We start from the raw sequence: 14,592 nt of genomic DNA, 5'->3' as shown, positions 1-14,592 counted from the left end.
TTGTTGTTTTTAGGAATAGAAAAAGAGCCTACTAATGAAATAGGCCCTTTTATTCTCGGCGGTCAAATTTTATTAAATCACCGAGGTTTCTTCAACAAATTGTTCTTCCATATCCAAAGCTGGATCAAAATATTCCCAACGATGTCTCATTTCAATAATTTCACCCGTTTCCTCAATGGTATATTCATAAGGGTCGGTTTCTACCCTTCTAATTGAACCTTCAAATTCTGAACCAATGAGTGATGCTGCTGTTTCCGCATCAAATGTTGTAGCAACAAAGGCTGTCTTTGCTGTGATGTAAACTCTTCCCGTTTGTTTACTTTTTACTGGAAAGGCACCAGATTGTACAATTAAGCCGTAAAATTGCTCTCCTTGTGAATTTTCGGCTTGTTTAACTTTTACTACAGTTACCATAATATCATGATTTTAGTTATCGCAGTTATATTAAAGGGGGAATAACCCCCCACCTGCTTTAAAAAGGGAGGGGTGGGAGTTGGTAGTAGTAGTATGTGTTTGTTATATATTTAGGATTAAAAAAAAATCAAAAAATTAATTTTTGGTAACTAAAATCTTCATAAAATTGATATTTAATTAAAAATCACACGTATTCAAAAATTTGCTGACGACTATTAATTAAGAATTACACTAATTAAATTACAGTTAAGCTAATTGCTTATATTTGTTATACATATGGTATATATAGTTAATTTGTATATCCAACTGTTCGCTATAATTTAAACCAACGATATGAAGAAAATTATTTACTTGACTTTGATATTGATAATTTCAAATTCCGTTTACGCTCAAAAAAGCTTGATTGATGAAAAATATGGCTTTAAGTCCATAAAACTTGATTCTCAAAAAAGTTCATTCGATAATTTGGAACTCTTTCAAAATTTGGATAACGGATTGAAAGCTTATAGATATAAACCTTACGATAGAGATTTATATAGAGTTTTTGATTACGAATACGATGCTTTAATCCTATATTTTGACAAAAACAATTCTTTGGTTATGATTATGATTACCAAAGTATTTGCAGGCAATAGTTTTTACCAAGACGCCTTGAACTACTCGGACAAAACCCGAGAAACGTTTATGCGAGTTTTTGGAAAATATGATGATGTTGATTCTGATGACAATAGTGGAAACATAAGCGTAACTTGGTATGGAGAAAAAGCCTTTTATTCTGTTGGAACAATATATTTCGGAATTGCTAAAGGCAAAGCGGAATCAAATGTTATTATAGGTAAAACGGCAAAATTAAGTTCTGGTTTCTAATTAAAAATATCGAAGACGGTATTGGTTTTGGCGGAATATTCGTTGGAATTTGCGAATGTAACATGGACGGATTTCAGGATTTTACGTTACAAAGAGATTGCAGAAAGCATGTGATTATTTCTATTATCAGTTTGATAAGTTTTCAAATATAAAATTATGAAAAACCTAGTATTACTATTTACCTTACTTGCATTTTCAGGGTGTAAAGAAAAAGAAGAAATAATAATAGATCATGATGATACAGTTCTAGTTGATGATATCCTATATTTAAAACACGACATGAGTTTGGTAACAGGAACGGTTAAAAACGGGAAGGTGGGGCATTTAAGTTCTGAATCCAATTATAAAAATGGCAAAAGGGATGGTACTGTTAAAATATGGTATCCTAATGGGCAATTACTTGGGGAATCCAACTATAAAAATGGAAAATTGGAAGGTCCTTTAAAAAAATGGCATTCTAATGGAGTGCTAGAGATCGAATCCAACTATAAAAATGGCACAAGAGATGGTCTTGAGAAACAATGGAATAAAAATGGGCAGTTAGAAAATGAATGTAACTATAATGATGGTAAACTAGATGGTGTTTCTAAAGATTGGTTCGAGAATGGTCAATTGGGCTCTAAATATTTTCACAAAGTTGGTAAACGGGAAGGTACATGGAAGGACTGGTACGAGAGCGGTCAGTTAAAATGGGATAGAAGCTTTAAGAACGATGAACCAGTAGATGTCCATAAAAAGTGGTACAAAAATGGACAGTTAGAGTCTGAAATAGTTTATCAGGATGGTAGATTAAAATTGCATAAAGGATGGCACAAAAATGGTCAGTTAGGGATTGAATGGATTTATAAGAATGGTGTTTTAACATCTGAAAAACAATGGGATGAAGATGGTAACAGATTAAAATAGTGATTGTTAATATATCTACAATCACAGGCAATCAAATAGCGCAATCCAGCATTAATTTTGCTTAATGTATTACAAATACTTTCGAGGTGTTGTTAAAAATCAAGTCACACAAAAAAAGACAAACAATGAAAAAACTATTTCTAATATTTATTTCATGCATTTTTATTTTTGCATGTTCAAGTGATGATAATAACAATAATGAACAAATTAAATGCTGGACAGTTCTTGACAGAGATACAGATGAACCAATTGAGGGAGCATTAGTAAGTACATTTCAGTCCCCTACAGCAGTGCAATGTCATGGGGGAACCACTGTCAATTCTTTCAGAAATACAAATGATAACGGAATAGTATGCGACCCAAAACCCGAATATTTTTTATGTGAATTATGGGTGTCTGCTTCTGGTTATGTTCCAAGAGAATTTACCGAAAATATCCCAACAATTATTTACTTAACTCCTAACTGATTACAGACGTGTTAATATTCATAATGACAAAACAATAATTAAATTTTATTATAATTATTCAATAAATTAGATTTAAATGATCGAATTGAGGCTGGGGTACAGAACGGAATATTTATGATAACTTTATTGCTAAAACATAAAGATTAACGGCCATGCATTAGATATGCTCTTTCTAATGAGGTTCAATATGATGTAATAGAAAATAAGATAAAGTCATTCAAAGTTTTTAAGACTTGCAAAAACCAGATAGATATATCAATTTAAATAACAAATTATGAAAAACATATTAGTGTTCTTAATATTCTTTGTATCCTTTTTTTCATTTTCACAAACTATGGATGAAACTGTTAATTGGTTAAATATAAATTTGGAAGGTTATGGTGATCCTGAATTTTTTGGAACTTATCAAATCGAAGTTAGAACTGATACTAACAATCGTAAATATTTGATTTTTACTAAAAAAACTTGGAGCCGACTTTTATCAGATGACTATTATGATTATTACTCATTTAAACCAGATGCAATTGATTTAATATATTTATCATCAAAGGATAGAACTAATAATACATTAGACATCTTTATTAAATCAAAGTTTTCTAGAATACGCCATACGAACGAAGAAAAATGGATTAAAGAAATTAGTATTAGTATGAAAAATGGACATAACGATATGGCAGAACGTTTACAGACTGGGTTGTTACATTTATTTGAACTTTTGGGTAATAAAATAGAAAAGCCAAAAGATTTGTTTAAAAACTAATAAGTCAAAGAAAACCAAGCGTAATTTGGACGCTCATAATCTTATTAAAATTATTGGTATGATTTCAGTTACCATGGCGTCAATTTTTATTTCATTTTAAGTATGCAAAATATCAAAGAGCCGTTGAAAGATCTGATAGATTTGGCTGAAAAAAACCTTTATTCGATCAACAAAGTTGAATGGTGGCTCTTAAAGTATTCTAATCTTTATTTAAAGTGCTATGATTATGTTCATAGCCAACATATTTTTATAAAAGATGACGGTTCAAAAATCCGACTTCCACCATTTGGAGAACCATCTGACGAAGAAGTTTTTCTTAAAACGTATTTGGCTCTAGAAAAGATTTCTGAATTTCATAGAAATGAAAAATATTTTGAACAGGAAATAGTCGAATATGATAGAATCAAATATTCTCGTTCGGCATTAAATAAATGGATTAAAAAAAACAAGTATCTAGGTGCAAAAAAATATGTCTGCTTTATTTTGGACTATTTGGACTATTCAGAAGATGCTAATCATTTGCATATTAATGTTCAAGCCTCAAATGAACTTGAAATTTATATTAACCGGAAAGATTTCAAAAATACTATAACCTTTCTTGAAAGATTCAATGATTTATATTGGACTGATTAAAGATTCAATGTTAATTATAATATTTTTTTAAAAAACTACTCTCCGTTATATTTGGATTTTGTTCAACAAATTCTCTAATATTAGTTGTAACTGGTAATGTTATTATGCCTGCGGATTGAAGTTTTGATAAATATTTTGTTTGTGCGGACATGTCTTTTGAGATCACTTTTGGACAATTTTTAGATACATGCCGAGTTTTTTCTTCCTTATCCAAAATATCTTTATAAGAATATTCGAACCAATGATTAAACTCATCACTGTTCATTTTATTCTCATGACCAAATATATGATCACTTAATGGGTGATTACGATAAACAATTTCCTTCCATAAATTCAGCCTAGTTCTTACTAATAGAGGTTTGTCATAAACATAAATGCCCAGTACAAATACATCGCCATTATAAAGATAGGCAAATGTTCTTTTTTCTTCTTGATAGATTTCATTAGTCAATATCAACATAGGCTCATTTATACGTCCAATAAAATTATAATTTTCAGGGTAAACTACAATTCTATCATTTCGACTGTCATATATCAATCCATTTAAATCAGAAAGGATTAAATTTTTATACTTTTTATTATGAGTGTCATATAATTGGCTTCTAAAACGGTTTATTTGTGACAAAATCTCATGTTCATCCCTGTTAAAAAAGTTGCTTTTGACAAGTTTTAATCTATCATCAAAATAAAAGCGCTCATAATAGGTGTCAGTTCGGTCATAAACATGCTTTTTATAAACCTTTTCGCTCCAACTTACCGTTACTTCAATTAATGTTTTAAACTTAATTTTGACATGATATCCGGGATCTCTAACAATTCCTTTCTTCATTTTGTCAAGATATTCCATAGTTATTCCATTTTTGATAAACATCTCATCAATATCTACTTTACTGTAGTCTTCTGGACTTTTACTATAATCTTTCAAAAATAAATCTCTTCCGCCGAAATCACTCGTGCAAAATTTCCTATTTATAGGATTTTTCCTTATTAATTTTTTAGTAACTTTTATGAGTTCCATAAAATCTTCATCTCTTAAAAATTTTATTCTTTGCTCCATGTATGTTTGTTTTGCTTTATAAACATGTGGTTTTACTGTTACAATTTTTTTGATAAAATAATATCTTGTGATACTTTTCGAAAATGATTCTTTATAAGATGAAATAATTTTCAAAAAACATAAATCAATTAGAATCATTTACTACACCTCTTTCCATCTTACCAAAACTATCTGTAGGGTATAGCCACTTATTTTTTGTTTTAATTTCAGGTGGTTTTGCCTTATTGTTCGTGTTTTTCTTTTTGCGAATAAAATTAAATAAACTGATGAGATTCATACTATATTAAATTACGTTAAGATAAGGATTAATTGCTATATATTACTATAGCCTTTAAACTTAAAATTCACTAAAAGGGCTAAAAATTTTGGTGTGCATATACACCTCTTATTTATGAAATAGTAAAAAAGGTTGTTTAGCTTCATATATTACGAAATTCAGGCTCAACATATTTTAATTTTAAAAGTTTAAATAAGTCTTCCTCCTCTTTTATTGCAATCTTTTTACCTTGGTGATATAGAAATCCACCTTCACTTTTATATCCCTGGGACACCCATTGAGAAGCAAGTATTTTATGAGAATAGTTCGCACTACCAGTTCTCATGGCATATATTAGGCCCCAGTTATCAGGTTCAGCGAAGAACAAGTCAAGCTTAATACCCTCTGGCAATAAGCGTTGCGTATATTTGCAAGGCAGTTCACCTTTCACCTTTGGCCATTTCTTAACCACCGTTGCTATTCTGCTTTCAAAGAGTCCGATATCATAGGGTTTTGGTATTGCCACGATTTCTATATCTCCTACATCAGGTTTCTTACGTCTAATACTGCCTGCTATTTCGATTCGATCGCAATATGGTGCAAGCTGTGATTTGACATGTTCTGCTATTTTTAATACTTTTTCGTAGTTCATTATTATTTATGATTATTTGGTGTCATGGTGTCATACTATTAGGGGTTTGAAACATTGACACCAACTTTATTTTTTATTTTCTTTTTTTAAAATGTACAAACCATCTTCGTTTTTGAATAGAATGCTTTCCTCTTCCAACTGTTTTATTGCTCTTTTTGCAGTTGATTCACTGATTTTGCTTTTTTTACACAATTGATTCACCAAATCTGTATGTCTGTAAGATTCCTCTGTCATAAATTCATTAATGATTTTTATATATTCATTTTGTTTTTGATTTGTTTTTGGTGATGAACTTGTATTACCGATTTCAGTTGTTGGGATAAATTGTCCTGTGTTTGTATATAGAAAACTATCTTCAGAAAACACCAACTCAACGGAGTTGTATTTGTATACTCTTGGACAATAGTTTCCTTTTACAACGGTTAAATATATGATACCGCCACCCCCATCAGAAAGTTGTATTGCAACACGCACTTTTTGAGTGAGGCCTGAACCTCCTTGAATGTGTTGTTGGCTAGGTGAAGACTTGTAGCCTTTCTTATTGATATGGTGTACAAACAGGATGAGACAACCATAACGTTTGGCAATTTGATCATATTGCTTGATAGTATTTCGCATTGCCATATTGTTATTGCTATCGTGCCCATCAAATATGTCTCCGAAACTATCTATTACTACCAAACTGACGGGCTCTTTAGCCAATTCGCTTTCAAGTGTCTTTCTAACCTCCTTATGGTCTAAAGTATCTGCAAAAACAAACCTTAACTGGTCGTTGCTCTCAATGCCTGTTCCCTGGAGCTGTTTATTAAGAAGGAATTTGACTGAATCTCTGTCATCTTCCGTGGCTATATAAATAGCCTTATTAATAGCTGGATTTAGATTAAAGCCTAAAAAGTTATCTAATCCATGGGCTACATGAATACAAAGTTGGCGTGCAAATTGACTTTTTCCAGTATCCGGTTGCCCAACTAAAACTGCACAACCCGTTTGTGGTAACAGTGGCTCAAGTAAATATTTCATTTTAATGTCGCCAAGAGCCAGTAATTCTGAAGCAGTATAGACAACCTTATCACTAATTTCCTGCGATTTTTTCGTTGTTTTCAACTCTTTCATGGCTTATTCTTTAAAAGAGTTAAACATTCCAATAGTTCGGTTCGTTTATAATATCTACGAGCACCGATACCATGGGCTTTAACTTTACCTTTATTGGTCCAACTCCATAAAGTGCTACTGTCGATTTTAAGGAACTGGCAGGTTTCTTCGCGTGTTAGGAGTTCTTCATTAAATTTTTTGGATTGTAGCTCATTTTGGAGTTCAGCCACGTTTTTCTTAACCGTGGTGCCTATCAGTTCTTGGAGTTCTTCAATTGATAGGTCTTGGAGTATAATGGAATTTTTCATTACTCATAAATTTTAAATTACGAGCCAAAATTCAGAATAAATACTTGTTAAACAGGGCGTTACTAGTAACGATCCAGTAACACTTATTGAATGTGTTTTATTCAGTAGGTATCCGATCTAAAAATTCATTAACAATCACAATATTGTTCTTATCACAATGTTCCATTATTTTTGAAATTTTAGAACTATCATTAAAAATATTTCTATTTGAGTTTTTACTTTCTTTGGAATAATTATTAAAAGTGCCTGATATAAGGTTATTGTTTTTTCCTAGACCTAATTCTTCTGCAATTTTTCTGGCCGAAGATTCTTTGATCATAACAAAAACACCTTTGGTATTAACTTCATAGTGTTTTCTTAAATTTCCAGCGGCAAGCTGAACGCCAAATTTGAACCAAGCTTCATTTTTGTAGGTTTCGTTAATGGGTTTTAGTTCATTATCGTTTAATTCTTTTAAATACTCAATAACCTTATTTCGCTCATTGTTAAGTAAGAAATTATAATATTCATTATGAAGATGTTTCATATTAGCTAAATCCTCTTCAGACGAAATTTCATTAAAACTCTGGTTAAGAACATAATTAAGTTTATTATTTTGTTCAAAACTTAATGAATTAGTCTTTATTTTGAGGGATTTGAGTAAATCTATCAATTTACTTTTATCATAGGCTCGCGTTTCATTTTCAATTCTGATTTTGACATAATCGAGATACATTTTACGATTTTCTGATGTGAGCGAGAGTAAATTTTCGGATATTTCGGCTTTCATATGATTATACCAAACTATAACTGATTGGCTGTATTCTTTGAAGGGTTTGTCAAGAGCATTATAGTTGTTGACCAAAGCATCTTCAGAATTGGTGAATGGAATTATTTCTGCCTTAATCCATAGATAGAGGAAATCTTCTAAAATATCTGTTTTAAACATCCTAATCAGTTAAAAGTATTTAGTTAACTCCAAAGCAATGTCCTTGTTGCTTTTGCCAAGATAGTTCAGGAACATTTCTTCAGTTGAATGGCCCGTCATATAAGTAAGATACGTAGTTGGGATTTTTCCATAGAAATTTGAACTGAACGACCATCTTCCTATATGACTTCCTACTAACTCCCATTTTTCGTACTCTCCAGCCTTTTTACGGTAAACATAACTATCATCATCCATGTCTATTCTTGCCCTTTTGCTACCTTTTACCATTTGGTTTATACCAGCAATTTTACAAACCTTTTTGATGTATGAATTGTACTTTTGACTTGAAATTGGACGAGGGAAAGCCCCACTTCGCTTTTTAAGAATTTTCATTACGCTAGGGTGCAAGGGAATAGTCATTATTTTTCTAGTCTTGTTTTGTGTGAACTCAATTAGATGTTCACCTTTTTCTGTTCGTACTAAATCTTTAGTAAATCTCATGAAATCTGAAACACGTTGCCCAGTGAAACAACTAATAATAAGCCAATCCCGTGCATTAAGGAGGCTTTCGTTTAGACTTTCTGAATCTAAATCTTCAATGGTCTTAAGTTCATCTAGGGTTAAATAGATTTTGTTCGCCTTCTTCTCCTTTATTTTTATTCTATCCAATTGAGGGCTAACTTCTAGACCATTGAACATTGCATGTTTACAAACAGTCTTTATTGTTAATATCGCTCTTGCTATAGTGTTATGAGCATACGCATTTTTTAAACAGAACTTTTGAAAATCAGCTTTAAAACTCGGGTCCACATCTGCTATTCTAATTTTTCGGCTATTACTATTCTCATAATTATCAATTAGTTTGCGAACAACCTTGTAGTTTTTAAGTGTTTGTTTTGCAAGTTCATTATGCCTTTGGTTAAGATAGTAATCGAAATAGGCTAATAACGTATCAGGAATTGATTTTGCTTTTTTTGGTGGATTGTAATATAGATCGAGTTGATTTGTCAGCCATTCTTTATTCACATTCTCTGGAGAAGTTTGGTGAAAGGCCTTAAGAATGTGATTTTCAATTTTATTAAGTTCTGTATTAATTTTAACCTGCTGATTCTTGACTTCTATATCTTTTGGGTTTTTTTGAGGGTGATATTTTTCCCAATACAGCTTGGATACATCTAGTTTGGTTTTACCACCAATAACATGATTAATATTATTATGAGTAAAAAGTAGTCTTAAATTTAAAAATGCCTTATCCTTTTGAGAGCGATATAGATAGTTTACAGTTGCTATCAATTAATAGAATAATTGTACGATTGTTGTACGATTGAACAAAATATTATACAAATTTATGCAAACTAAATCAAAAAAGGAAATTGTGTTATATGCGTGAAAGTGTTGATTTAGTTGATGCTATAATAGGTTTTATAATGAATGGGCTTATTTGTTTTTTTTATTAAAAGTACTCCCACCTTGAGTACAAAGGGATCAATATCTATTGCTCCCTTTGCTTTTTTTAAAATCGTTTGGCAATACCGAATCCCAGATTTATACTATTGTAGGCATCAAAAATAATATCGTAATCAAATCCCAACAAGACTTCCAAATTTAGTTTGGGTATTTCAATGCCATATTCAGCGCCAATTCTGGCAAGAACAAAGTTTTCATCCTTTTCAAATTCCATACCTGCCCCAAGTTCAATGCCCAGCCCTTCGGTTATTTTGTATGTGCCAACAAGAAGGGAAGCAATAGGTGTACTTCGTTCAATAATTTCGTTGTCTTTGGTTTTTTCAATATTAAAATTTTCAATAATGATGTCATTATGTAGGCCAACGGCCCACTTGTCATTAAAGGTGTAATTATAATTCAAAGCCCAAGAAGGTAAAGAAATGGCCTTTCTATTACCGTTTTCAACACCCTCAAAAACTACGGAATGACTCAACAGTACCGAAATGAAATGGTGTTTAAAATCTTCAGACATTTCCTCTTGTCCAAAACTGTTGAAGCTTAAAAAAAGAATTATTGTAAAGGCTAAAACATTCAGGAGTTTCATTTTTTTAGTTTTAATGGAAATGGTTTCACTAATATATTCATTAATTGTTAATTGTTCAATCAATTGGTTTTAAGTTGTATATTTGGGCTCACCCTAAAAACTACATAAACAATGCTTGAAAATTTTTGGTTTCATGTGGAGTATGGCATTAATCATGTTCTTGATATCAATGCCTATGACCATGTATTATTTCTCATAGTATTAACCGTACCATATATATTTAAAGACTGGAAGCGCGTATTACTTTTAGTATCATTATTTACATTGGGACACACCTTGTCTTTAGTTTTAGCCGCCTATAATGTGGTGCGTGTTAATGGACAATTAGTTGAATTCTTGATTCCAGTAACCATTATGATTGTGGCACTGTTCAATGTATTTACAGCGGGTAAAGGCGCCCAAAAGGAACGAGTGGGTGTTTTGTTCTTTTCAACCTTATTTTTTGGGTTGGTACATGGTTTAGGTTTTGCCCGAGAATTCCAAATTTTAGTTGGCAGAGCGGACAATAAATTGGTGACCTTATTGGAGTTTGCTTTGGGAATCGAAATAGCGCAAGTTATTATTGTCTTTGTTGTTTTGTTTCTGGGCTATGTCATGCAAACCGTTTTCAGGTTTTCCAAAAGAGACTGGATTATGGTGGTTTCGGCCATAGTTGTTGGACTGGTCATTCCTATGATTCTGGGCAGTGATTTTTTGGCATAACCTAAAGTTTTCATAAATCTTCAATCTTCTGGTTGTAATTAAAATACGAACCCATTATATTCGTTATAAGGATTCATGCATATGAAAGAAAAGAAACAGCTTAAATATGATAGAGCATATTTGAGAATGGCAACAGAATGGGGAAAGCTTTCCTATTGTAAGCGTAAACAGGTTGGTGCGATAATTGTAAAGGATAGAATGATTATTTCCGATGGTTATAATGGTACGCCAACAGGTTTTGAAAATTTTTGTGAGGACGACGAAGGCTATACTAAGTGGTATGTCTTACATGCCGAAGCCAATGCCATTTTAAAAGTAGCAGCGTCAACGCAATCCTGTATTGGTGCGACCTTGTACATCACATTGTCTCCATGCAAGGAATGTAGTAAACTGATCCATCAGGCAGGAATAATCCGAGTAGTTTACAGCAAGGCTTATAAAGATGATTCCGGGTTGCGATTTCTTAAAAAAGCAGGAATCGAATTAAAATTAATTGAAGATTTAGAGTCACAATGAAAATTCAAAGAAAATATTTACCACTATTAATAGGTATCGGTATAGCGGCTGGTATTTTTATTGGTGGAAAATTGAATTTTTCAGATACTTCAGATAGATTATTTTCTTCAAACAGTAAAAAGGATAAACTTAATAGGCTTATTGACTATATCGATTATGAATATGTTGATGAAGTCAATACCGATAGTATAGTAGATGTCACCGTTAATGGCATTCTCGAAAATTTAGATCCGCATTCTGTTTATATCCCTAAAGAAGACATGCAACGTGTTTCTGAAAATATGAAAGGTGATTTTGTGGGTATTGGCATAAGTTTCTACACCTACAAGGATACCATCACGGTCATTAGAGCTATTGAAGGAAGCCCCAGTGATAAGGCTGGCATCAAAGGAGGTGATCGTATTATCACGGCGGATGGCGACTCCATTTTTGGGAAGGATTTAAGCAATACGGATATTGTCAATAAATTAAAGGGTCCTATAGATTCCAAAGTAGAATTGGGTGTTATTAGAAAAGGCGAGTCTAAAGTATTGAAGTTTACTGTAAAAAGAGACCACATACCCATAAGAAGTGTTGATGCTGCTTACATGTTGACAGAAACACTAGGATATATTAAAATAAACAGGTTTGCTGAATCTACATACAAGGAGTTTTCGCAAGAACTCAAAAAGTTAAAGAAGCAAGGCGTTCGTGATTTAGCCCTTGATTTAAGGGGGAATCCCGGTGGATTTTTAAGTGTCGCCGAACAGATTGTTGATGAGTTTCTGGAAGATGATAAATTGATTCTCTTTACCAAAAACAAACGAGGCAAAATTGAAAAAAGCTATGCGACCAAAAAAGGTGATTTCGAAGATGCTAAAGTATATGTCTTGATTGATGAAAACTCGGCTTCCGCTAGTGAAATTGTTGCTGGAGCTTTGCAAGATAATGACCAAGGAACCATTGTTGGTCGGCGGTCATATGGTAAAGGTCTGGTACAGCGTGAAATGGAGTTGGGAGATGGTAGTGCGGTGCGATTGACAGTGTCTCGTTATTATACACCTACAGGGAGATCCATTCAACGATCTTATGAAAATGGTAACAAGGATTATTATGATGATTACTTTGAGAGATTGAATAGAGGTGAATTCCTGGATCCTGAAAAAATTCAGGTGGCTGATTCTCTAAAATTTACAACACCCAAAGGTAAAGTCGTTTATGGAGGTGGCGGGATAATTCCAGATGTTTTTGTGCCTTTAGATATGAGCATGCAAAATGAAACTCTAACATTTCTAAAACGCAGAGGTTTTATTAGCAATTTTGTTTTTGAGGAATTGGAAAAAGATCGTGATGCTTATAACGATTTTTCTAGAGAAGACTTTATATCATCATTTGTTGTGAGTGACGATTTGGTTTTGGCATTCCAGGACTATCTCAATTTTAAAACCAAAGCCAATATTACTTTTGTGGCCTACAACGACGAGGTGAAACAATATATCAAAGCAACTTTAGCTTCCCAGTTATTTGGTAATGGTGCCTTTGATGAGGTTTTAAATCAAAGCGACATCATGATTGAAGAGGTAATCAAATTAGATCAGGAAACTAATTAAGTACTTTGTCATGAACTTTGGTGTGTTCACCATCGTTCCAAAGTGTCAGTATATCTGTAGCAACATGTGCACCACTTCCACAAGCCATGGCAAATTGACTACGCCAGCCTGCTAAAGTTCCCGTAACATACAAGCCGTCAGTAATGAGATGGTCTTTGTTTTCCAACCATATTCTGTTCTTGTCAGCTTTAGCTCTTGGATGAGGTTTTATATAGGATTCCAAGCCTTTTATTCGTAACATATTAGTATATCCAGCGGCTACAACAACAATTTTGGATTCGTATTGATTTTTATTGGTAGTTATTTGAAAATGGTGTTCTTGTGGCATAATTTCCAATACTTTTTCACCATTAATCTGTACTACATGTGGATATAAGTCATGTAATTGGTCTGTGCCGCTTTCTAATATAGATGCTCCTGTTGTACCTGGCGACAAACCCAATACATTATTAAATAATGCGGTTTGTAGATGAGATGCTTTTTGATGGGTTACAATGCCTATTTTTTTATCTTGAGCAAAGGCTTTGTCCTTGGCAGAACCCAAAACTAAAGCACAGGATAGACCAGATGCACCACCACCAATTATTAAAACATCAAACATTATTTCTTACCTTTTGATTTAGCTTCAATTTTTTTGGAAACTAAAAGGATTTGAAGCAATAAAATTGCACATAAGGCAGTCAATATGGTAATTATAGCTGTCAAACTATTGCCTTGAAATGGCTCGTTTAAATTAATCATGGATGCATTGTAAATAATAAGTACAATGGCTAAAACGGAAATGATTATTGAAATTATTTTCATAATTAGGCAAATAAGGCTTTTATGTTATGTGCAAAAAGTTTTACGGCAATGGCCAACAAGATAACTCCAAATATCTTTCGAATGATATTGATGCCATTTTGACCAATCAATCGCTCTATTTTCGCTGATGTTTTGAGCACTATATAAATAATGATAACATTTAAAATAACAGCTACAATAATATTTTCAACGCGAAACTCTGCCCGTAAAGATAACAAAGTTGTTAAACTTCCTGGTCCGGCAATCAACGGAAATGCCAATGGAAAAACAGTAGCTGTCATAGCAGTACTTTCATCTTCTTTGTAAAGTGTAATGCCCAAAATCATTTCCAGAGCAATAAAGAAAAGGATAAAGGCACCAGCTACGGCAAAGCTGTTTACACCAATACCAATAAGTTTTAAAATAGTCTGACCTAAAAACAAAAACAGAATTAGAATAACGCCGGCAATAATGGATGCTTTTTCACTTTGTATGTGACCGGCCTTTTTTCTTAAATCTATGACAATGGGGATGTTGCCTATAATATCAATGACAGCAAATAGAATCATAAATGCCGTAAATATCTCTTTAATATCTAGTGCCATAATCAATGGGTTTTAAATTTTCGGCAAA

19 protein-coding genes are annotated in these 14,592 nt (G+C 32.6%); 8 read left to right on the top strand and 11 right to left on the bottom strand.

The features are described 5' to 3' along the window. Window positions 1-72: 72 nt before the first annotated feature. Window positions 73-414 carry a hypothetical protein gene (locus tag ACKXGU_RS07270; protein ID WP_463467379.1) on the bottom strand — a complete coding sequence of 114 codons (342 nt, stop codon included), beginning with the start codon at window positions 412-414 and terminating at the stop codon, window positions 73-75. Between the two features lie 333 nt (window positions 415-747). On the opposite strand from ACKXGU_RS07270, the gene ACKXGU_RS07265 reads away from it, so the two are divergent. The 5 genes from ACKXGU_RS07265 (at window position 748) to ACKXGU_RS07245 (ending at window position 4,047) form a co-directional block, all read left to right on the top strand. After that, entirely contained in the window at window positions 748-1,281 is a 534-nt protein-coding gene (locus ACKXGU_RS07265; RefSeq protein ID WP_463467378.1) for a hypothetical protein, read from the top strand. 156 nt (window positions 1,282-1,437) lie between these two features. Beyond that, window positions 1,438-2,187 carry a toxin-antitoxin system YwqK family antitoxin gene (locus ACKXGU_RS07260; protein WP_463467377.1) on the top strand — a complete coding sequence of 250 codons (750 nt, stop codon included), beginning with the start codon at window positions 1,438-1,440 and terminating at the stop codon, window positions 2,185-2,187. A gap of 125 nt (window positions 2,188-2,312) precedes the next feature. After that, window positions 2,313-2,654 (top strand): hypothetical protein, encoded by a 342-nt coding sequence (locus ACKXGU_RS07255; RefSeq protein WP_463467376.1) that lies wholly within the window; start codon window positions 2,313-2,315, stop codon window positions 2,652-2,654. Between the two features lie 274 nt (window positions 2,655-2,928). Continuing rightward, window positions 2,929-3,414 carry a hypothetical protein gene (locus ACKXGU_RS07250; protein ID WP_463467375.1) on the top strand — a complete coding sequence of 162 codons (486 nt, stop codon included), beginning with the start codon at window positions 2,929-2,931 and terminating at the stop codon, window positions 3,412-3,414. Window positions 3,415-3,516: 102 nt separating this feature from the next. Next, complete coding sequence (locus ACKXGU_RS07245) at window positions 3,517-4,047, top strand: hypothetical protein (protein WP_463467374.1); 531 nt, start codon at window positions 3,517-3,519, stop codon at window positions 4,045-4,047. Window positions 4,048-4,057: 10 nt separating this feature from the next. Here ACKXGU_RS07245 and ACKXGU_RS07240 read toward each other — a convergent pair whose 3' ends face one another. From ACKXGU_RS07240 to ACKXGU_RS07210, 7 genes are all read right to left on the bottom strand, one after another. After that, complete coding sequence (locus tag ACKXGU_RS07240) at window positions 4,058-5,104, bottom strand: hypothetical protein (protein WP_463467373.1); 1,047 nt, start codon at window positions 5,102-5,104, stop codon at window positions 4,058-4,060. Window positions 5,105-5,523: 419 nt separating this feature from the next. Next, entirely contained in the window at window positions 5,524-5,655 is a 132-nt protein-coding gene (locus ACKXGU_RS07235) for a hypothetical protein (RefSeq protein WP_463467413.1), read from the bottom strand. A gap of 423 nt (window positions 5,656-6,078) precedes the next feature. Next, the gene (locus tag ACKXGU_RS07230; RefSeq protein WP_463467372.1) at window positions 6,079-7,125 is read right to left on the bottom strand and encodes an AAA family ATPase; all 1,047 of its coding nucleotides are present in this window, start codon (window positions 7,123-7,125) and stop codon (window positions 6,079-6,081) included. Next, the gene (locus ACKXGU_RS07225; RefSeq protein WP_463467371.1) at window positions 7,122-7,412 is read right to left on the bottom strand and encodes a helix-turn-helix domain-containing protein; all 291 of its coding nucleotides are present in this window, start codon (window positions 7,410-7,412) and stop codon (window positions 7,122-7,124) included. The genes ACKXGU_RS07230 and ACKXGU_RS07225 overlap by 4 nt, the downstream gene beginning before the upstream one ends. A 97-nt stretch (window positions 7,413-7,509) precedes the next feature. Next, complete coding sequence (locus tag ACKXGU_RS07220; RefSeq protein ID WP_463467370.1) at window positions 7,510-8,340, bottom strand: hypothetical protein; 831 nt, start codon at window positions 8,338-8,340, stop codon at window positions 7,510-7,512. Between the two features lie 9 nt (window positions 8,341-8,349). Beyond that, window positions 8,350-9,612: a phage integrase SAM-like domain-containing protein gene (locus ACKXGU_RS07215; RefSeq protein ID WP_463467369.1), complete on the bottom strand. Its 1,263-nt coding sequence runs from the start codon at window positions 9,610-9,612 to the stop codon at window positions 8,350-8,352. Window positions 9,613-9,832: 220 nt separating this feature from the next. Next, window positions 9,833-10,369, bottom strand: coding sequence for a hypothetical protein (locus ACKXGU_RS07210; protein WP_463467368.1), 537 nt, complete (start codon window positions 10,367-10,369; stop codon window positions 9,833-9,835). Between the two features lie 111 nt (window positions 10,370-10,480). On the opposite strand from ACKXGU_RS07210, the gene ACKXGU_RS07205 reads away from it, so the two are divergent. The 3 genes from ACKXGU_RS07205 (at window position 10,481) to ACKXGU_RS07195 (ending at window position 13,176) form a co-directional block, all read left to right on the top strand. Further along, window positions 10,481-11,071 carry a HupE/UreJ family protein gene (locus ACKXGU_RS07205; protein WP_463467367.1) on the top strand — a complete coding sequence of 197 codons (591 nt, stop codon included), beginning with the start codon at window positions 10,481-10,483 and terminating at the stop codon, window positions 11,069-11,071. Between the two features lie 81 nt (window positions 11,072-11,152). Continuing rightward, a complete protein-coding gene (locus ACKXGU_RS07200; RefSeq protein WP_463467366.1) occupies window positions 11,153-11,587 on the top strand; it encodes a deoxycytidylate deaminase in 435 nt (144 codons plus the stop codon). Next, window positions 11,584-13,176, top strand: a complete 1,593-nt coding sequence (locus ACKXGU_RS07195) for a S41 family peptidase (protein WP_463467365.1) — start codon at window positions 11,584-11,586, stop codon at window positions 13,174-13,176. The genes ACKXGU_RS07200 and ACKXGU_RS07195 overlap by 4 nt, the downstream gene beginning before the upstream one ends. Here ACKXGU_RS07195 and ACKXGU_RS07190 read toward each other — a convergent pair. The 3 genes from ACKXGU_RS07190 to ACKXGU_RS07180 are packed head-to-tail and all read right to left on the bottom strand — an operon-like array spanning window position 13,169 to window position 14,564. After that, window positions 13,169-13,777, bottom strand: coding sequence for an FAD-dependent oxidoreductase (locus ACKXGU_RS07190; RefSeq protein WP_463467364.1), 609 nt, complete (start codon window positions 13,775-13,777; stop codon window positions 13,169-13,171). The two genes, ACKXGU_RS07195 and ACKXGU_RS07190, sit on opposite strands and share 8 nt — an antisense overlap. Beyond that, a complete protein-coding gene (locus ACKXGU_RS07185; RefSeq protein WP_463467363.1) occupies window positions 13,777-13,980 on the bottom strand; it encodes a hypothetical protein in 204 nt (67 codons plus the stop codon). Before ACKXGU_RS07185 ends, ACKXGU_RS07190 begins: the two co-directional genes overlap by 1 nt. 2 nt (window positions 13,981-13,982) lie before the next feature. Then, window positions 13,983-14,564, bottom strand: a complete 582-nt coding sequence (locus ACKXGU_RS07180) for a MarC family protein (protein WP_463467362.1) — start codon at window positions 14,562-14,564, stop codon at window positions 13,983-13,985. Between the last annotated feature and the right edge of the window lie 28 nt (window positions 14,565-14,592).

It is taken from the genome of Hanstruepera sp. CR43 (genome assembly GCF_055227665.1).
This window is presented reverse-complemented; position numbering and strand designations above follow the sequence as displayed.